The following is a 19189-nucleotide window of genomic DNA, read 5'->3' as shown; positions in this document are numbered from 1 at the left end:
CGTCACTGAGCCGTCACGGCATTGTCATTTGTCTGGGTCAAGGTAGTCGCCATCCCGCAGCGCCTCTGCTGCGTTTCCTCAACACTCGCGAGCGAGGTATTGATGGTGATGGAGATATCCAGACATCCGACCACTGTATATCAGGCAGTCGCCGCCCAACTGGAGCAGGCGTTGCAGCAACAATATCGCTGTGGCGATTACCTGCCTTCTGAACAACAGCTGGCTGCACATTATGCCGTTAATCGCCACACCCTGCGTCGTGCGGTAGACGAACTGGTAAACAAAGGGCTGCTGCAACGGCGGCATGGCGTCGGCATCCTGGTGCTGATGCGGCCTTACGACTACCCGTTACACGCCCAGGCGCGCTTCAGCCAGAACCTGCTGGAGCAGGGCAGCCATCCCACCAGCGAGCGTCTGCTGGCGGTGCTGCGTCCGGCCAGCCACGATGTGGCGACCGCACTGGGCGTCAATGAAGGCGATAACGTCATTCATCTGCGTACCCTGCGCCGCGTCAATGGCGTGCCGGTCTGCGTCATTAACCACTTTCTGTCCGAACTGCGCTGGTGGCCTGCGTTACAGCAGTTCCATAGCGGATCGCTGCATGACTATCTGCAACAGCATCTCGGGTTGCAACTGACCCGTTCACAAACCCGTATCAGCACCCGCCGGGCGCAGGCGAAGGAGTGTCAGCAACTGGAGATTGCCTTGCAGTCGCCGGTGTTATGCGTGCGTACCCTGAACAAAAACAGCGACGGGCAGGTGGCGGAATACTCCGTCAGCCTGACGCGCGGCGACATGATTGAACTGACTCTGGAGCACTAATGAAACAACCAACAGCCCGCCAGAACTGGCTCTCCGTGCTGGCTCACAGCGATGCCAGCGTGCTGGAAGCCCACTGGCAGCCGCTGCGCCTCGCCCCGCGTTTTGAATGCGTGCGCCCGGCGGAAACTGGCCTGACGCGTTTGCAGGCACGCATGGGCGGCAGCGGCAAACGCTTCGTAATGGGTGATGCCACGGTGACGCGCGCGGTGGTAAAGCTGCAGGACGGCACCCTGGGATTCAGCTATGTGCTGGGACGCGACAAAGCGCATGCCGAGCGCTGCGCGTTAATTGATGCCTTATTGCAGCAGCCGGAAACCCAGGCGCTGATTGCAGAAAAAGTGATTGCCCCGCTGGCGGCCCTGCGTGAGGAGCAGCGCCAGCTGCGCGCACGCGAAATCGCCAGCTCCAAAGTGGATTTCTTTACGCTGGTTCGCGGAGATAACTGATGACATTACTGGCAAGTTTTAACCATCCGGTGGCTGACGCGCAGCGTGCCTTCCGCCGAATTTTGAAAGCGATGAGCGAGCCGGGCGTGATGGTGGCGTTGCCACTGGCACAGGGCTGGGGCGATCTCTCCCCGGCGGCCACCGCGGTGCTGCTGACGCTGGTCGACCAGGAAAGCGCATTGTGGCTGGATGGCACGATGGATAACGAACTGCTGCGCAACAATCTGCGTTTTCATACCGGCGTGCCGATTGTCAGCGAGCGCGATGCGCCGTTTGCTCTGACCCATGCCAGCGCCAACCCCGATCCGGCGTACTTTGCGGCCGGTGATAACCTGTCACCGGAAAAAAGCACCACCTTGATTGTGGAAGTCCCGGCACTGAATGGCGGCCTGACCCTGCGACTCTCCGGCCCCGGCCTGCGCGAAACCCGCGCCATTGCACCGCAATTGCCGGAGGCGATTCTGCATTACCTGCGCGAACGTCCACATCCGTTCCCGCAGGGTGTCGATCTGATCTTCACCTGTGGCGAAGCAATGATGGCACTGCCGCGTACCACCGACGTGGAGGTGTGCTGATGTACGTCGCAGTGAAAGGGGGCGAAAAGGCGATAGCCAGCGCCCATCAGCTTCAGGCCGATCTGCGTCGCGGCGATCGCTCACTGGCGGAGCTGCATTGTGACCAACTGGCCGCACAACTTGGTCTGGCGGTGGACCGCGTGATGACCGAGGGCGGAATCTACGATCCTCCACTGGCGGCGCTGGCGATCAAACAGGCCAGCGGCGACTTGGTGGAAGCGATTTTTCTGCTGCGCGCTTACCGCACCACGCTGCCACGCCTTGCCGACAGTCTGGCGCTGAATACTGACGCGATGCGCATCGAACGGCGCATCTCGGCGGTGTACAAAGATCTGCCGGGTGGCCAGGTGCTTGGCCCCACCTATGACTACAGCCACCGTCTGCTGGATTTTACCCTGCTGGCGAACGGCGTAACGCCAGCGGCACCGCGTGACGACCAGGCGCTGGCCCAGCATTGCCCGCATATGTTCAGCATGATGACGGCAGAAGGGCTGGCGGCCCGCGAAGAGGACGACGGCAGTGAGCCGTGCGATATCACCCGTGAGCCACCGACGTTCCCGGCTTCGCGTGCGGCACGTCTGCAACAGTTGGTTCGCGGTGACGAAGGCTTCCTGCTGGCGCTCGGCTATTCGACCCAACGGGGCTATGGCCGCAACCATCCGTTTGCCGGCGAGATCCGCACCGGCTATCTCAGCGTGTCCATCTGCCCGGAAGAACTCGGTTTCGAGATTGAGATCGGTGAAATCCTGCTGACCGAGTGTGAGATGGTCAACGGCTTTACCACTCAGGGCGACAGCGCACCGCATTTCACCCGCGGCTACGGTCTGGTGTTTGGCCGTGCCGAGCGCAAGGCGATGGCGATGGCGCTGGTCGATCGTGCGCTGCAAAGCGGTGAATACCAGGAACGTATCACCAGCCCGGCACAGGACGAAGAGTTTGTGCTGGCGCATGCCGACAACGTGGAAGCCGCAGGTTTTGTTTCGCATCTGAAGTTGCCGCACTACGTCGATTTCCAGGCGGAGCTGGAGTTGCTCAAGCGGCTGCGCCAACAGCATCAGGAGCAGAAAGATGAGTGAACTGAGCGGCTATAACAACGGTTATCTGGATGAGCAGACCAAACGCACCATCCGCCGCGCCATCCTGAAAGCGGTGGCGATCCCGGGTTACCAGGTGCCGTTTGCCGGGCGTGAAATGCCGATGCCCTATGGCTGGGGCACCGGTGGTATCCAGATCACCGCCAGCATTATCGGCGATCAGGATGTACTGAAGGTGATTGACCAGGGGGCCGACGATACCACCAACGCGGTGTCGATCCGTCGCTTCTTCCAGCGCGTCAGCGGTGCAGCCACCACCGAGCGCACCCATGATGCCACCCTGATCCAGACGCGTCACCGCATCCCGGAAACGCCGTTAGAGGAAGATCAAATCCTGATTTTCCAGGTGCCGATCCCGGAACCGTTGCGCTTTATCGAACCGCGTGAAACCGAAACCCGTACCATGCACGCGCTGGAGGAGTACGGCATCATGCAGGTGAAACTGTATGAGGATATCGCCCGCTACGGCCATATCGCCACCACATACGCCTACCCGGTGAAGGTCAACGATCGCTATGTGATGGACCCGTCACCGATCCCCAAATTCGACAACCCGAAAATGCATATGATGCCGGCACTGCAACTGTTTGGTGCCGGGCGTGAGAAACGCATCTATGCGCTGCCGCCGTATACCAAAGTGGAAAGCCTCGACTTCGACGATCACCCGTTCAGCGTGCAGCAATGGGACCAACCCTGTGCACTGTGCGGTTCACGCCACAGCTATCTCGATGAAGTGGTAATGGATGATGCCGGTACGCGCATGTTTGTCTGCTCCGATACCGATTTTTGCCACCAGCAGCAGGAACAACAACATGCACAGTGAACAGCCGCTGCTTGCGGTCAATAACCTTACCCACCTCTACGCACCCGGCAAAGGGTTTGAAGAAGTGAGTTTTGCCCTCTATCCCGGCGAGGTGCTGGGGATTGTTGGCGAATCCGGTTCCGGTAAAACCACGCTGCTGCGTAGCCTGTCAGCCCGTCTGGCACCGCAGCAGGGCAACATTCTCTATCGCGATCGCGATCTTTATCAGTTAAGCGAAAGCGAGCGGCGTCGATTATTGCGTACCGAATGGGGTGTGGTGCATCAGCATCCGCTGGATGGTCTGCGCCCGCAGGTGACCGCGGGGGGCAATATTGGCGAGCGACTGATGGCGGTGGGGCAACGTCATTACGGCAACATTCGCGCCGAAGCGATGCGTTGGTTACAGGATGTGGAGATCCCAGCCGGGCGTATTGACGACCTGCCGACCACCTTTTCCGGCGGAATGCAGCAGCGTTTGCAGATTGCTCGCAACCTGGTCACGCAGCCGTCGCTGGTGTTCATGGATGAACCCACTGGCGGGTTGGATGTGTCGGTGCAGGCGCGCCTGCTCGATCTGCTGCGCACCCTGGTGCGTGAACTCAATCTGGCGGTGGTGATCGTCACCCACGATCTCGGCGTGGCACGGCTACTGGCCCATCGTCTGCTGGTGATGAAACAGGGCAGGGTAGTGGAGAGCGGCCTCACCGATCGGGTACTGGACGATCCGCATCATCCTTATACCCAACTGCTGGTCTCTTCGGTGCTTAACTAATGGCGGAGTCAACCATGAATACGCAACTGCGCGTGGAGAAGCTGTGTAAGACCTTTGTGCTGCACAACCAGAGCGGTGTGGCGCTGCCGGTGCTGCATGATGCCAATCTTGAGGTCAGCGCCGGGGAGTGTGTGGTGCTGCATGGCCGTTCCGGCAGCGGCAAATCCACGCTGCTGCGTGCGCTGTACGGCAACTATCAGGCCAACAGCGGCCATATCTGGTTGCAACATGCGGGGGAGTGGATCGATATGGCGCAGGCTCCGGCGCGCCAGATCCTTGCCATTCGTCGTGATACCGTCGGCTGGGTCAGCCAGTTTTTGCGGGTGATCCCACGGGTGCCGACGCTGGAAATCGTCATGCAGCCGCTGCTGGAGCGTGGCGTGGAACGTGCGTTTTGCGAAAAGCGCGCCAAAGAGCTGCTGACGCGTCTTAACGTGCCACAACGCTTGTGGTCGCTGGCACCTTCCACCTTTTCCGGTGGGGAGCAGCAACGCGTCAACATCGCGCGTGGCTTTATCGCCGACTATCCGGTGCTGCTGCTGGATGAGCCGACTGCCTCGCTGGACAGCGCCAATAGCGCCGCAGTGGTGGAACTGATTGAACAGGGGCGCGCGCGTGGCGCGGCCATCGTGGGTATTTTTCATGACGAAGCGGTGCGCGCACGCGTGGCCGATCGCCTGCACGTCATGCAGCCGGTACAAACAGGAGCAGAAGCATGATCGTCAATAACGTCCGACTGGTGCTGGAAGAGGAAGTGGTGTCTGGATCGCTGGAGATGCGCGATGGCCGTATCGCCAGCTTTAGCGACAGCAACAGTCAGCAACCCGGTGCGCTGGACGGTGAGCAGGCGTATTTACTGCCGGGGCTGGTGGAGTTGCATACCGACAACCTCGATAAATTCTTTACTCCGCGCCCGAAAGTGGACTGGCCAGCCCACTCGGCGATGAGCAGCCATGATGCGCTGATGGTTGCCAGCGGCATCACCACGGTACTGGATGCGATAGGCGTCGGTGATGTGCGTGACGGCGGGCATCGCCTCGATAACCTCAACAAAATGATCGAGGCTATCCGCGACAGCAACCGCAAAGGACTTAACCGCGTTGATCATCAGTTGCATCTGCGCTGTGAATTGCCTTATCACACCACGCTGTCGCTGTTTGAGGCGCTGGTCAGCACGCCGGAACTGTCGCTGGTGTCGTTGATGGATCACTCACCTGGACAGCGCCAGTACGCGTCACTGGAGAAGTACCGCGATTATTATCAGGGCAAATACCAGCTGAATGACCAGCAGATGGATGAATTTGAGCGTGAGCAACTGGCGCTGGCGGCGGAATGGTCACAACCGAACCGTAATGCGATTGCCGCCATGTGCCGGGCGCGTGGTATCCCGATTGCCAGTCATGACGATGCAACCGCCGCGCATGTGGCTGAATCACATGAGGTAGGTAGCGCCATTGCTGAGTTCCCTACCACGCTGGAAGCCGCAGCCGCTTCGCGCGCCTGTGGAATGCAGGTTCTGATGGGTGCGCCCAATATTGTGCGTGGCGGGTCGCACTCTGGCAACGTAGCGGCCTGGGAGCTGGCGAGTGCCGGTCTGCTGGATATTCTCTCCTCCGATTACTACCCGGCCAGTCTGCTGGATGCGGTGTTCCGGTTAGTGGCGGATGAACGCAACGCGCTGGAATTGCCCCAGGCGATGGCGCTGGTGACGCGTAATCCGGCGCGCGCGATTGGCCTGCGCGATCGCGGCATCATCGCCGAAGGGCTGCGAGCCGACCTGGTGCTGGCGCATACCGATCACGGCCACCCGCATATCCGTCATGTGTGGTCACAGGGCAGGTTGGTGTTCTGATGGCGCGCCTGATCTGGCTGACCGGGCCATCCGGCTCGGGTAAAGACAGCCTGCTCAACGCGCTGCGTGAAGCGCCGCCAGAACGTCTGGTGATCGCCCATCGCTACATTACCCGCCCGGCGGATGCGGGCGGTGAAAACCATGTGGCGCTGAGTGAGGCGGAATTCCGGCGACGTGAAGCCCTCGGGTTGTTCGCCCTGAGTTGGCAGGCGCACGGGCTTTGGTATGGCCTAGGCACCGAGATCGACCAGTGGTTGGATCGCGGGCTTAACGTGCTGGTTAACGGTTCACGTCTGCACCTGCCAGTGGCGCAACAGCGCTACGGCAGTCAGTTGCTACCGCTGGTGTTACAGGTGTCACCCGAGATTCTGGCGGCGCGTTTGCGCCAGCGCGGGCGCGAAAGCGAGGCAGAGATCGCGCGTCGGCTGGCGCGCGCGGCAGAACCTTTGCCTGCGCACAGCTTCCCGTTGAATAACAATGGGGCGCTGGCGGAGACGCTTTCTCAGCTACGTGAGTGGTTGTAACGGCGCGATAAATCGCGCCGTTACAGAACGCACTAAACCGTAACGGGTGCTGTCATCGTTTGATCATTTCCCTGTCATCAAGCCTTCATCGCCTTTGGCCGTAATAAGCGGGCAATTCACACCTCAGATGAAACGGAGCGGAAGATGGCACAGGCACTACTGAAAACCGTGATCGACAATCCTTATGTTCCGCACATTCAGCAGGGCCATAAGGTGCTGTCGGTGCAAGGACTGTGCAAGGCATACGGTGAAAATCGCGTGCTGGATAATGTCAGTTTCGATCTGCATGCGGGAGAACTGGTAGCGGTGATTGGCCGCTCTGGCGCAGGCAAATCGACATTGTTACATATGCTGAACGGCACCATCAGCGCGTCCAAAGGTGCCATTATTAGCGCGGAGCAGCATGATGTGGTGAAACTGAACAGCCGCCAGATGCGTGAATGGCGCAGCACATGCGGCATGATTTTCCAGGATTTCTGCCTGGTGCCGCGTCTCGATGTGTTGACCAACGTCCTGCTTGGCCGTCTCAGCCAGACCTCTACGCTGAAATCCTTCTTCAAAGTGTTTTCCGAAACCGACCGTGCGCAGGCGATTGAACTGTTGCAGTGGATGAACATGCTGCCGCAGGCGCTGCAACGCGCTGAGAACCTGTCGGGCGGGCAGATGCAACGTGTGGCGATCTGCCGCGCGTTGATGCAAAACCCCAAAATCCTGCTGGCTGATGAGCCGGTAGCCTCACTCGACCCAAAAAATACCAAACGCATCATGGACGTGCTGCGCCAGGTCAGCGAACAGGGCATCAGCGTGATGGTGAACCTGCATTCGATTGAACTGGTGAAAAACTACTGCACCCGCGTGATCGGCATCCAGCGCGGCAAAGTGCTGTTTGACGGACATCCTGCGCAGTTGACCGACGGTCTGCTGCACGAGTTGTACGGCGACGAAATTAACCAGCTCCACTAACTCCCACGGCAAGAGAATAACCACCAATGAAACTGACTTCTTTAGCTTTACTGACTGGCGCTCTGATGGCTTTTGGCGTTAACGCAGCGGATGCACCAAAACAGCTTAACCTCGGGATTCTGGGCGGTCAGAACGCCACCCAGCAGATTGGCGACAACCAGTGCGTGAAAACCTTCTTTGACAAAGAACTGAACGTCGACACGCAACTGCGTAACTCGTCTGATTATTCAGGCGTGATTCAGGGGCTGCTGGGTAACAAGATTGACCTGGTACTGAGCATGTCACCCGCATCTTATGCCTCGGTCTACCTGCAAAACCCGAAAGCCGTGGATATCGTCGGGATCGTGGTGGATGACAAAGACGGTTCGAAAGGTTACCACTCGGTGGTGATCGTCAAGGCCGACAGCCCGTACAAAAAGCTGGAAGACCTGAAGGGTAAATCGTTTGGTATGGCTGACCCGGACTCAACGTCGGGTTTCCTGATGCCAAATCAGGCGTTTAAGAAAGAGTTTGGCGGTACGGTAGATGACAAATACAAAGGCACCTTTTCTAACGTAACCTTCTCTGGCGGCCATGAGCAGGACATCCTCGGCGTGTTGAACGGTCAGTTCGACGGGGCGGTGACCTGGACCTCACTGGTGGGCGACTACAACACCGGATACACCTCGGGTGCCTTTGGTCGTCTGATTCGTATGGACCACCCGGACCTGATGAAGCAGATTCGCATCATCTGGCAGTCACCGTTGATCCCGAATGGCCCGATCCTGGTAAGCAACAATCTGCCGGCTGACTTTAAACAGAAAGTGGTGGATACCATCAAGAAACTGGATAAAGAGGATCATAGCTGCTTTGTTAAAGCGGTGGGCGGTGAGCAGCATATCGGCGCGGCTACCGTAGCGGATTATCAGAACATCATTGATATGAAGCGTGATCTGATGAAGGGTAGCCGCGGGTAGACCTCTGCGGTCTGTGACCCTCACCCCGGCCCTCTCCCATAAGGGAGAGGGAGATGTGCCATATGCTCGATCTGTTCCCTCTCCCGCTTGCGGGAGAGGGTTAGGGTGAGGGCAGCAACCTGCACCTCACACAACCACAGGACCACCCCTTTGACCGACTTCGAACACTACTACCAACGCATCCGACGTCAGCAAAAGCGTGACACGCTGCTGTGGTCATTGCTGCTGGTGGCGCTGTATCTCGCTGCGGGCAACATCGCAGAATTCAACCTGGTGACGGTCTGGCAATCGCTGCCGCATTTCTTTGACTACATCGGCGAAACGCTGCCGGTGCTGCATGTGCCGCTGCTTTTTGCCGATGTCAAAACCGAAGGTTCCCTGGCTTACTGGGGGTATCGCCTGAATATCCAGTTGCCGCTGATCTGGGAAACCCTGCAACTGGCAGTTTCTTCCACGTTGCTCGGCGTGGGTATCGCCGCCGTATTGGCCTTTTTCGCCGCCGATAACACTCAGTCGCCGAAGAGCGCACGCGTCGCCATTCGTGCCTTTGTCGCCTTTCTGCGTACCATGCCGGAACTGGCGTGGGCGGTGATGTTTGTGATGGCTTTTGGTATCGGCGCGATCCCCGGTTTTCTCGCCCTGGCGCTGCACACCATTGGCAGCCTGACCAAGCTGTTTTATGAAGCGATTGAGAGCGCCTCGGACAAACCGGTACGCGGCCTTGCCGCCTGTGGTGCCAGCAAATTGCAGCGGATGCGTTTTGCTTTCTGGCCGCAGGTCAAACCGACCTTTCTCTCCTACAGCTTTATGCGGCTGGAGATCAACTTCCGCTCCTCGACCATTCTTGGTCTGGTCGGCGCGGGGGGCATCGGTCAGGAGCTGATGACCAATATCAAACTGGATCGTTATGATCAGGTCAGCATTACGCTGCTGCTGATCATTGTGGTGGTGTCACTGCTGGATACGCTCTCCGGCTGGTTGCGCCGTCGCGTGGTGGAAGGAGAACGCGCATGATCGCCCTGGCCCCGGATATCAGCCGGCTGAAGCAGCAACACCCGGAACTGTTTGCGGCGCAAAATCGTTACCTGCGTCGGATCGCCCTGATCGCCCTGGCGGTGTTGTTGTACTACGTTTTTTTCTTTGAATTCTTTGGTATCGAATGGAGTCGCCTGCTGATCGGCTGCCAGCAACTGGGACGTTATTTCCTGCGCATGTTTGTCTGGCAGGATTTCGCCAACTGGCCGTTTGGTTACTACCTGTCGCAGATTGGCATCACACTGGCGATTGTGTTTGCCGGAACCCTGACCGCCACGCTGTTGGCGTTACCGATCTCCTTTCTCGCGGCGCGGAATGTCATGCACGGTTCCATCACCCGACCGATTTCCCTGCTGATGCGTCGTGTATTGGATGTGCTGCGCGGTATCGATATGGCGATTTGGGGGCTGATCTTTGTACGCGCCGTCGGGATGGGGCCGCTGGCCGGGGTGCTGGCGATTGTGATGCAGGATATCGGCCTGCTGGGCAAGCTCTACGCCGAAGGGCATGAAGCGGTGGAACGCTCGCCCAGCCGGGGGCTTGGCGCGGTCGGAGCCAACAGCTTGCAGAAGCATCGCTTCGGCATTTTTACCCAATCGTTTCCGACTTTCCTGGCCCTGAGCCTGTACCAGATTGAATCTAACACCCGTTCGGCGGCGGTGTTGGGTTTTGTCGGTGCGGGTGGCGTGGGTCTGGTGTATGCCGAGAATATGCGTTTATGGAACTGGGACGTGGTGATGTTTATCACCCTGATTCTGGCGGCCATCGTGATGATGATGGATGTCATCTCCAGCCGCCTGCGTAAACGTTATATCAGCGGGAAAGCGGTGCCGCTGTGGCAGCCTGCCGGGCGCGATTAAGCCGTTCACTGCGTTGCCAGGCGCGTTCCAGCGCCTGTACCAGTTGCGCCTGATGCCAGGGTTTTGCCAGCCGTTCACACAGCGGCAGCATTACTGGCGTCTGGCGCAGATCCTGTCCGCTAATCAACAAGGTGGCGAGATGGGGGCAGTGCTGCTGGGCCTGGCGAATCACATCCGCCCCGTTCAGGCTGCCGGGTAGCATCAGGTCGCTGATCAGCAATTCAATATCCGGTGTCTGGCGCAGCAACGCGAGGGCGCTCTCGCCATCGCCACACTCCAGCGTTAAATAACCTAACTGGTGCAGATGTTCGCACAACGTCTGGCGTACTGCGGGTTCGTCGTCGAGCACCAGCACCAGCCGGTCAGCACTGTCGCTCAGCGTGGCGGGAAGTGGCGCAGGGACGGGTTGGGCGACGGCTGGTGCGCGCGGTAGCAACAGGCGTACGGTGGTGCCCTGGCCGGGGGCGGTTTCCAGTTCAATCTGCCCGCCAGATTGCCGGACAAAGCCATACACCATTGATAACCCCAGCCCGCTGCCGCTACCCAGCGCTTTGGTGGTAAAGAAGGGTTCGAACACCTGACTGCGTACTTCCGCCGACATGCCACAGCCGTGATCGATCACTTCAATGGTGACACGATCACCTTCATCGCGGTGCTGATGCCAGATACGCAGACGGATTTCGCCGCTCTGTTTTTCCATCGCGTCCCGCGCATTGACCACCAGATTCATCAGCGCGTTTTCCAGTTGTCCGGCGTCGATCCACGCGGGCCAGCCGGGGCGCTGCGCCTCAATCACCAGTTGCTGGCCGGGCAGCAGCGAATGCTGCAACAAGCCTTGAAGGTTATCCACCAACTCCACCACCGACACGGCGCGTGGGTAGAGCGCCTGTTTGCGCGAAAAGGCCAGCAGCCTCTGGGTCAGTTGCGCCGCGCGGTCGGCGGCCTGACGGGCGCGCTCCACCCGGCTGGCGAGGGTGCCGGGCGGCAGTTGATCGACGGTCAGGGCCAGACTGCCGATAATCACCGCCAGCAGATTGTTGAAATCATGCGCCAGACCGCCGGTTAGTTGCCCGACGGCTTTCATCTTCTGGCTGTGCAGCAGCGCTTCTTCCAACGCTTTGCGTGTCGTGCGTTCCAGTACGGTATTGACCATGCCACGCCGTGGCACCGGACTGAAGCGCAACTCCAGCGTGCGGCCATCGGCCAGCCGCACTTCCTGCGCTTCACCCAGCCCATGCAGTTCAATATCCAGCCGCTTCAGCAATTGTTGGTAATGCAGGCCGCGATGTAGCTCGCGTGGCGCAATGCCGAGCAGTTGCGGGTACTGTGCATTCCATACCACCAGCTCGCCGCCGTTATCGAACAGGGCAAAGCCATCGCGCATCGCCAGAAAGGTTGATTCCAGTTGGTTACTTTTCTCTTTTAACAGGCGTGAGGTGTGCGCCAGCGATGCGGTATTGCGGGCGAAGACGTTGAAGGCGCGCGCCAGATCGCCCAGTTCATCGCGCCGTGCCAGTCCGGGAACGTTGACACTTTTCTCCCCCTGCGCCAGTTGCGTCATGGCGTGGGCGATCGCGGTCAGACTGGAGCCCAGGTTGCGATAAATGTAATAACCGGCATAACCGGTGATCAGCAGTGCCAGCAGCATAAACAGCACGATAAAACTGATGATGGAATCCAGTTCCTGATGGGTGGCCTGGCTGCGGGCGTCATTCTGCTGTGCGACCAGTTGCACGTAATGGGTGATGTCATCATTCAACATCGCCACCAGGGCTTTGATGCGATAGGTGGCATAGGCGATAGCGATATCACTCTGCTCCAGTTGGCTGGCAACCGGCAGCAGCGTCAACTCGGTGCTGACCAGTTGCTGCACTTTGTCAGCCAGTACCCCCTGCAACGGGGTGGCAGACCAGGCGGCATTGAGTGAATTCAGTTGGCGCACCGCTGCCTGTGGTGCGGTGGACTGAATCGCCACGGTCAGCAGGCGGGCGGTTTGTTGACGCAGGTCGAGGGACAGAGGCTGGCTGGTGACCAGGCTATCGATATGGTTGAGCAATAGCTGCGCCTGCCACAAGCCACTCAGCATCAGGTTACGTTGCAGATGGCGTTCGTGACCTTTCAGCAGCAGTTGATTGATACTTTGTTCCAGCATCTGGCTACGCTCGCGAATACGTTGCAACAACGCCGGTTGCTGTGCCGCCAGCGGTGCGCTTGCCAGCCGACTCAGCGACTGCTGCAACGCCTGCTGGGTTTGTTGTAGCCGCGCCGATTCGCTTTGATACTCCAGTGCCCCCACCACCTGCGACAAACGCACTGCCGCCGTTGCCACATTGGCGGTATCGCGTGCCAGTGCCAGACTGCCGTTCATATCCGCCAGGGTTTGCGCCTGGGCTTGTTCCTGAATGTGACCGGCGTGGCGAAAACCGCTAATAGCGACGAGGCCGACCGCCAGCGTAACGCACACCACCAGCAGGTTAAACAGCAGCAGGCGACCGCGTGCGCCCAGGCTCCGACTCATGTTGCACCCTCCAACCGGCCTCATTCAGCGCGAGTATAGAAGTCGGTCGGCGGTGAAATATGACAAATATAAATGGCGGCTGACATTTTCCATTTATCTGTCGCTGATTAACTCGCTGCACCCTTTGCCAGCAGGAGCGCAGCGATGACGGCCACACCGATTCTGGAAATGCGGGCAATCACCCGACGTTTTGGCAGCTTTTACGCGTTGAAAGGGGTGGACCTGACGGTCTGGCCCGGTGAAGTCCATGCGCTGATGGGGGAAAACGGCGCAGGCAAAAGCACCCTGATGAAGATCCTCGCCGGGGCTTACACCGCCAGCAGCGGGGAGATCCTGATTGATGGGCAGCCTTACGCCATTAAAGGTCCGAAAGAGGCGCTGGCGGCGGGCATCACCCTGATTTACCAGGAGATCAACCTGGCACCCAACCTGACGGTGGCGGAGAACATTTTCCTCGGCAGTGAAATCACTCGCGCCGGTTTAGTCAAACGCCGTCAAATGGCGGAAGAGGCACAACAGGTGATTGACCGCCTGGGTGCGCAGTTCAGCGCCACTGACCTGGTAAGCCGACTGAGTATTGCTGAGCAGCAGCAGGTGGAGATTGCCCGTGCGCTGCATCGCAAAAGTCGCATTCTGGTGATGGATGAACCGACCGCTGCACTCTCCAATCGCGAAACCGAGCAACTGTTTGCGCTGATCAAACGTCTGCGCAGTGAAGGCATGGCGATCATCTATATCAGCCATCGTATGGCGGAAGTGTATGAGCTTTCCGACCGGGTCAGCGTGCTGCGCGATGGTCAATACGTTGGCAGCCTGACGCGTGACCAACTGAATGCCAGTGAGCTGGTGCGCATGATGGTCGGGCGGCCCCTCAGCGATCTGTTTAACAAAGATCGATCCATTCCGTTCGGCGCCATTCGTCTCGCCGTGAATCACCTTGGCGATGGCAAAAAGGTTTATCCCAGTAGTCTGGCGGTGCGGGCCGGGGAGATTGTCGGTCTTGCCGGACTGGTGGGTGCCGGACGCAGCGAGCTGGCGCAGCTGATTTTCGGGGTGCACAAACCGAGCAGCGGGGAAATCTGGATCGATGGCGAACAGGTAAAAATTCATTCACCGCGTGAAGCCATCGCCCACGGCATCGGTTTTCTTACCGAGAACCGGAAAGAGCAGGGCTTGTTTCTCGAACTGGCGGCGCAGGAAAACATTGTGATGGCGACGCTGGAACGCGATGCCAGTTACGGTCTGCTTAATCGCCGCAAAGGGCAGAAGATAGCCAGTGAAGCGATCCAAACCCTCAACATCCGTGTCCCCCATGCGCAGGTCCGTGCCGGTGGCCTCTCCGGCGGCAACCAGCAGAAGCTGCTGGTGTCGCGCTGGGTGGCGATTGCACCGCGCATCCTGATCCTCGATGAACCGACGCGCGGTGTCGACGTCGGTGCCAAAAGTGAGATCTATCGCATGATGAGCCAACTGGCACAGCAGGGCGTGGCGATTCTGATGATCTCCAGCGAGCTGCCGGAAGTGGTGGGGATGAGCGACCGGGTTTACGTAATGCGTGCAGGCACCATTGCCGGTGAATTAAGCGCGAACGAGATCAGCCAGGAAAACATTATGACGCTGGCCACCGGCGCACAGCCGACCCATGCGTGAGGAGACGAGGATGACCAGTGAAACCACCCGAATGAAAAACCCCACGCTGAAACGGGCGCTGATGGCGGATCTGTTGCAGACCGTTGGCATCCTGCCGATTTTGATTCTGATTGTCGCGGTGTTTGGCTTTGTTGCACCGAACTTCTTTACCGAGGCCAACCTGCTGAACATTACCCGTCAGGCGTCGATCAACATCGTGCTGGCGGCGGGGATGACCTTTGTGATTCTGACCGGCGGTATTGATTTGTCGGTGGGGTCGATGCTCGGTACTACCGCGGTGGTGGCAATGGTGGTGTCGCTCGATCCGGCCTTCGCCAGCCTGACCATTCCGGCGGCGCTCGGGGCAGGGCTGATCATGGGGCTGTTCAACGGCTTGCTGGTGGCGTGGGCGGGACTGCCGCCGTTTATCGTCACCCTCGGTACTTATACCGCGCTGCGCGGTGCGGCCTACCTGCTGGCCGACGGCACCACGGTGATCAACTCCGACATCAACTTTGAGTGGATCGGCAACGGCTACATCGGGCCGATTCCCTGGCTGATTGTTATCGCCTTTGCGGTGATTGCGCTGTGCTGGTTCATCCTGCGCCGTACCACGCTGGGGGTTCACATCTATGCGGTGGGCGGCAACATGCAGGCCGCCCGGCTGACCGGTATCAAGGTTGGCGCGGTGCTGGTGTTTGTCTACGCGGTGAGCGGGCTGCTGTCCGGCTTGGGCGGCCTGATGAGCGCCTCGCGTCTCTACAGCGCCAACGGCAACCTCGGTGTTGGCTATGAGCTGGATGCTATCGCTGCGGTGATCCTCGGCGGCACCAGCTTCGTCGGCGGCATCGGCACCATTACCGGCACGCTGATTGGTGCGCTGATTATCGCCACCCTGAATAACGGTATGACGCTGATGGGGGTGTCGTACTTCTGGCAACTGGTGATTAAAGGCGCGGTGATCATTATCGCCGTGCTGATCGATAAATATCGCACCCGGCATCATGTGGGGTAGGTGCGGTCTGTAACCCTCACCCCGGCCCTCTCCCATAAGGGAGAGGGGGATGTGCCATATGCTCGATCGGTTCCGTCTCCTGCTTGCGGGAGAGAGCTTGCTCGATCGGTTCCCTCTCCCGCTTGCGGGAGAGAGCTTGCTCGATCGGTTCCCTCTCCCGCTTGCGGGAGAGGGTTAGGGTGAGGGCAAGGGCAGCAACAATACAAAACCAAAAAAAGCAGGAGAACATCGACTATGCGTTTTAATCCGATCCTTACCGGACTGCTGGCGGCCACGCTTCTCAGTGCGCCGTTGGTCCAGGCCAAAGAGTTAAAAGCCATTGGTGTTACCGTCGGCGATCTCGCCAACCCGTTCTTCGTGCAGATCACCAAAGGGGCGGCCCTGGAAGCGCGCAAGCTGGCCGGTGACGACGTGAAGGTGACGCTGGTCTCCAGCGGCTACGATCTTGGTCAGCAAGTGGCGCAGATTGATAACTTTATCGCCGCTAAAGTGGACATGATCATCCTCAACGCCGCCGACTCCAAAGGGATTGCCCCGGCGGTGAAACGCGCGCGCGATGCCGGTATCGTGGTGGTGGCGGTGGACGTGGCCGCCGAAGGGGCCGATGCCACCATCACCTCCGATAACACCCAGGCCGGGGCGATGGCCTGTAAATACATCTCCGACCGCCTGAAAAACAAAGGCAACGTGGTGATCATCAACGGACCGCCGGTTTCCGCCGTGCAGAACCGTGTCGAAGGTTGCGAGGCGGAGTTCAAAACCCATCCTGATATCAAGATTCTGTCATCGAACCAAAACGCCAAAGGCAGCCGTGAAGGGGGGCTGGAAGTGATGACCGGCCTGCTGTCAGCTAACCCGAAAATTGATGCGGTGTTCGCGATTAATGATCCTACCGCCATCGGCGCGGATCTGGCCGCCAAACAGGCACAGCGCAGCGAATTCTTTATTGTCGGCGTCGATGGTAGCCCGGACGGTGAAGAGGCGTTGAAACGCAAAGGTTCGCTGTTTGTCGCTACACCGGCACAAGATCCGCAGGTGATGGCAGCCAAAGCCGTGGAGATTGGCTACGACATCCTGCAAGGCAAGCCAGCGCCGGACAAACCGGTGCTGATCCCGGTGACGATGATCGATCGTAACAACGTCGGCAGCTACAAAGGCTGGACGGTAAAATAACCGACCTGGGCGGCGTAATGTTGTTCAGTTAAGGCTCGCGCCGCCCCAATTTCCCACTGACTGGAGACGCAGTGATGCAACGTTCGGAAGTGAATGCCATTCTACAACTGACCCGCGAATTCTTTATGCGCCAGGATGTCCACCTGCCGAGCTGGGCCGATTACGGTCTTAGCCAGTGGCGTGCGCAGGATAAATCTGTCGCCAATGAACTGCTGGCCCTGCATCTGGGCTGGGATGTCACCAGCTTTGGTGCCGAGGATTTCTTTCAGACCGGGTTAACCCTGTTCACCCTGCGCAACGGCTCACGCGGCGGTAAGCCGTGGAGCAAACCCTATGCGGAAAAAATCATGCATGTGCGCGAAGGGCAGGTGACGCCGATGCATTATCACCCGCAAAAGATGGAAGACATTATCAACCGTGGCGGTGGTAACCTGATTGTCACGCTGCACAACCGTGACGGCCAGCAACTGGCTAACACGCCGGTTAACGTTACCCTTGATGGCCTGCACCAGACCCATGCTGCCGGTTCGCAACTGCGTCTGTCGCCGGGCGAAAGCGTCACCCTTGTCCCCGGCATCTGGCACAGCTTCTGGGGCGAAGAGGGCTACGGCGATGTGCTGGTAGGGGAAGTCTCCATGCCGAACGACGACGAACACGACAATGTCTTTCTCACCCCGCTGGCACGCTTCAACCCGATTGATGAGGATGAAGATCCGCGCTGGTTGCTGTGTAACGAATATGCCCGCTGGCTGTAATGCCCATCAGAGATGATGAGCATTAGTCTGTCAGAAGCGGAAATATTGTCACCGAGGTCTGGTGTTTGACTATCAACTATAACGTTTAAGTTTTTTATCTATTTCGTCAATCGCGTTGAGCGCCTCTGGTGGATAACCGAGTTTTCTTAACAGTCCGAAAAGTTTTTCTTTTCCTTCCGGCTTAAGACGAGAGATAGTTAACAGTATTCCATCACTTCTATTTACTTTGGTTTCTGTGCTGAAAAAATCAGCATAGGGGAAACTCGTATTAAAATTATGCATGCTCAGGCGATTATGTATTTCTGAGTGAAGTTTTTGTAGTGAGTTTAAAATTTCCTTGGTGTTGTTTTTTGTTGCGCATATATCTTTTTGCAAAGATGTTATTTCATTATTTAACATTTCTTTTCTTTGCTCATTTAATGTTTTATTTATTTGTTTATTTAATGTTTTTAATTCCCCCTTCCTTCTGTCTGATTCTAAAAATAATAACATCAATGACTTGTCGACAGCGGTGAGTGTTTCCTTCAGTGTGGAGGAATCGTCATTGCTTATTTTTTCTATTTCAGATGCCATCATTTTTGTTATATTTTTGATGGGGTTTTTATCTTTTCCTTTAATGGGTGGAGATGAATATAAATCATCGGTTTTACTAAAGTGCTTATCTACAGAATTCTTGTATTCTGTTAGGGTGTCTTTATCAAAGCCGTTATTACATGCACCTGCCAGCAATCTATACATCTCATTTGACATGTATGCAGAGGCTCCTACTCTTGAATGCTGGTTACCTAATTCTGAGAGCGGGTATATTATTTCATTAAAATCCTTTTCCCTGATCTCTGCGCTAATACCATCAGATGCGAAGCGATCACCAATAAATTGAAAGAGCTTCTCGATTGCAGGCCTTATATTGTCAGTTACTGTTCCTGGGATAATCTTTTCGATTTCCATTCCAGTTTCATTTTTTTTATGATATTCAGTTATCATGCTTATCAGAGCATGTAGTTTTTCTCCGGTCAGCCTTTTCTTTTCCAGAATATTAATGAATTTTAAGCGGTCAATTGTATTAATTTCTATTTTTTTATGGCTATTTGATTTAAGGTTTGGCAAATGTTTTGAAAGTTGAGTTCTTGAGGAGGAGGACTGAGTTGAATGTGGTAGATGAGAGGTGTTAATCACAGAAGTAGCAGCTATCCTTCCTTGAGGGGGGCTGTCTACAGAACTAATCGTTATTGGAACTGTAGGGTTAGTATTTAGTGTAAGACGATTGCCCATAAAATATCTCCCGAGTAAGTTTACGTTCCATCCCATCTCCCCTGCTTCGGGGAACGCTCCGAATAATTCAAACGGATGGAGCCTGTACACGATTCTGAGTAAATACCTTTTCTCAGAGATGACCGT

19 protein-coding genes are annotated in these 19189 nt (G+C 57.4%); 17 read left to right on the top strand and 2 right to left on the bottom strand.

Annotated features, from left to right (window positions below):
- The first annotated feature begins 108 nt into the window (after window positions 1–108).
- From phnF to phnE (AC6I8N_RS12590), 13 genes are all read left to right on the top strand, one after another.
- Window positions 109–822 (top strand): phosphonate metabolism transcriptional regulator PhnF, encoded by a 714-nt coding sequence (gene phnF / locus AC6I8N_RS12650; RefSeq protein ID WP_497829174.1) that lies wholly within the window; start codon window positions 109–111, stop codon window positions 820–822.
- Window positions 822–1268: a phosphonate C-P lyase system protein PhnG gene (gene phnG, locus AC6I8N_RS12645; protein WP_497829173.1), complete on the top strand. Its 447-nt coding sequence runs from the start codon at window positions 822–824 to the stop codon at window positions 1266–1268. The genes phnF and phnG overlap by 1 nt, the downstream gene beginning before the upstream one ends.
- A complete protein-coding gene (gene phnH, locus AC6I8N_RS12640; RefSeq protein WP_497829172.1) occupies window positions 1268–1843 on the top strand; it encodes a phosphonate C-P lyase system protein PhnH in 576 nt (191 codons plus the stop codon). The genes phnG and phnH overlap by 1 nt, the downstream gene beginning before the upstream one ends.
- Window positions 1843–2919 carry a carbon-phosphorus lyase complex subunit gene (locus tag AC6I8N_RS12635; RefSeq protein ID WP_415173578.1) on the top strand — a complete coding sequence of 359 codons (1077 nt, stop codon included), beginning with the start codon at window positions 1843–1845 and terminating at the stop codon, window positions 2917–2919. The genes phnH and AC6I8N_RS12635 overlap by 1 nt, the downstream gene beginning before the upstream one ends.
- The gene (locus tag AC6I8N_RS12630; protein ID WP_021182798.1) at window positions 2912–3760 is read left to right on the top strand and encodes an alpha-D-ribose 1-methylphosphonate 5-phosphate C-P-lyase PhnJ; all 849 of its coding nucleotides are present in this window, start codon (window positions 2912–2914) and stop codon (window positions 3758–3760) included. Before AC6I8N_RS12635 ends, AC6I8N_RS12630 begins: the two co-directional genes overlap by 8 nt.
- A complete protein-coding gene (gene phnK / locus AC6I8N_RS12625; protein WP_497829171.1) occupies window positions 3750–4511 on the top strand; it encodes a phosphonate C-P lyase system protein PhnK in 762 nt (253 codons plus the stop codon). Before AC6I8N_RS12630 ends, phnK begins: the two co-directional genes overlap by 11 nt.
- A 14-nt stretch (window positions 4512–4525) precedes the next feature.
- Complete coding sequence (phnL, locus tag AC6I8N_RS12620) at window positions 4526–5230, top strand: phosphonate C-P lyase system protein PhnL (RefSeq protein ID WP_497829170.1); 705 nt, start codon at window positions 4526–4528, stop codon at window positions 5228–5230.
- Window positions 5227–6363 (top strand): alpha-D-ribose 1-methylphosphonate 5-triphosphate diphosphatase, encoded by a 1137-nt coding sequence (gene phnM / locus AC6I8N_RS12615; protein WP_415173575.1) that lies wholly within the window; start codon window positions 5227–5229, stop codon window positions 6361–6363. The genes phnL and phnM overlap by 4 nt, the downstream gene beginning before the upstream one ends.
- Window positions 6363–6887: a ribose 1,5-bisphosphokinase gene (phnN, locus tag AC6I8N_RS12610; protein ID WP_497829169.1), complete on the top strand. Its 525-nt coding sequence runs from the start codon at window positions 6363–6365 to the stop codon at window positions 6885–6887. The genes phnM and phnN overlap by 1 nt, the downstream gene beginning before the upstream one ends.
- Window positions 6888–7031: 144 nt before the next feature.
- The gene (gene phnC / locus AC6I8N_RS12605; protein WP_497829168.1) at window positions 7032–7850 is read left to right on the top strand and encodes a phosphonate ABC transporter ATP-binding protein; all 819 of its coding nucleotides are present in this window, start codon (window positions 7032–7034) and stop codon (window positions 7848–7850) included.
- A 26-nt stretch (window positions 7851–7876) separates the two neighbouring features.
- On the top strand, window positions 7877–8806 hold the full coding sequence (phnD, locus tag AC6I8N_RS12600; RefSeq protein ID WP_021182804.1) for a phosphonate ABC transporter substrate-binding protein: 930 nt from the start codon (window positions 7877–7879) through the stop codon (window positions 8804–8806).
- Between the two features lie 150 nt (window positions 8807–8956).
- Window positions 8957–9820, top strand: coding sequence for a phosphonate ABC transporter, permease protein PhnE (phnE, locus tag AC6I8N_RS12595; RefSeq protein ID WP_497829167.1), 864 nt, complete (start codon window positions 8957–8959; stop codon window positions 9818–9820).
- Window positions 9817–10701: a phosphonate ABC transporter, permease protein PhnE gene (gene phnE, locus AC6I8N_RS12590; protein ID WP_021182806.1), complete on the top strand. Its 885-nt coding sequence runs from the start codon at window positions 9817–9819 to the stop codon at window positions 10699–10701. The genes phnE (AC6I8N_RS12595) and phnE (AC6I8N_RS12590) overlap by 4 nt, the downstream gene beginning before the upstream one ends.
- Here phnE (AC6I8N_RS12590) and AC6I8N_RS12585 read toward each other — a convergent pair.
- Entirely contained in the window at window positions 10655–13219 is a 2565-nt protein-coding gene (locus AC6I8N_RS12585) for an ATP-binding protein (protein ID WP_497829166.1), read from the bottom strand. The genes phnE (AC6I8N_RS12590) and AC6I8N_RS12585 overlap by 47 nt on opposite strands.
- A gap of 144 nt (window positions 13220–13363) precedes the next feature.
- On the opposite strand from AC6I8N_RS12585, the gene AC6I8N_RS12580 reads away from it, so the two are divergent.
- From AC6I8N_RS12580 to AC6I8N_RS12565, 4 genes are all read left to right on the top strand, one after another.
- Window positions 13364–14869 (top strand): sugar ABC transporter ATP-binding protein, encoded by a 1506-nt coding sequence (locus AC6I8N_RS12580; RefSeq protein ID WP_497829165.1) that lies wholly within the window; start codon window positions 13364–13366, stop codon window positions 14867–14869.
- A gap of 10 nt (window positions 14870–14879) precedes the next feature.
- Window positions 14880–15863 (top strand): ABC transporter permease subunit, encoded by a 984-nt coding sequence (locus AC6I8N_RS12575; protein ID WP_021182809.1) that lies wholly within the window; start codon window positions 14880–14882, stop codon window positions 15861–15863.
- A 234-nt stretch (window positions 15864–16097) separates the two neighbouring features.
- Window positions 16098–17036 carry an ABC transporter substrate-binding protein gene (locus tag AC6I8N_RS12570; protein ID WP_021182810.1) on the top strand — a complete coding sequence of 313 codons (939 nt, stop codon included), beginning with the start codon at window positions 16098–16100 and terminating at the stop codon, window positions 17034–17036.
- Between the two features lie 74 nt (window positions 17037–17110).
- A complete protein-coding gene (locus AC6I8N_RS12565; RefSeq protein ID WP_497830689.1) occupies window positions 17111–17791 on the top strand; it encodes a D-lyxose/D-mannose isomerase in 681 nt (226 codons plus the stop codon).
- Between the two features lie 72 nt (window positions 17792–17863).
- Here the strand turns inward: AC6I8N_RS12565 and AC6I8N_RS12560 are convergent, their stop codons facing one another.
- Window positions 17864–19063, bottom strand: coding sequence for a hypothetical protein (locus AC6I8N_RS12560; protein WP_497829164.1), 1200 nt, complete (start codon window positions 19061–19063; stop codon window positions 17864–17866).
- Between the last annotated feature and the right edge of the window lie 126 nt (window positions 19064–19189).

Source organism: Pantoea sp. X-Soil-TKNS-1279 (assembly GCF_059730565.1).
The sequence above is the reverse complement of the archived record's forward strand: the minus strand, read 5'-3'. Positions and strand labels throughout refer to the sequence as shown.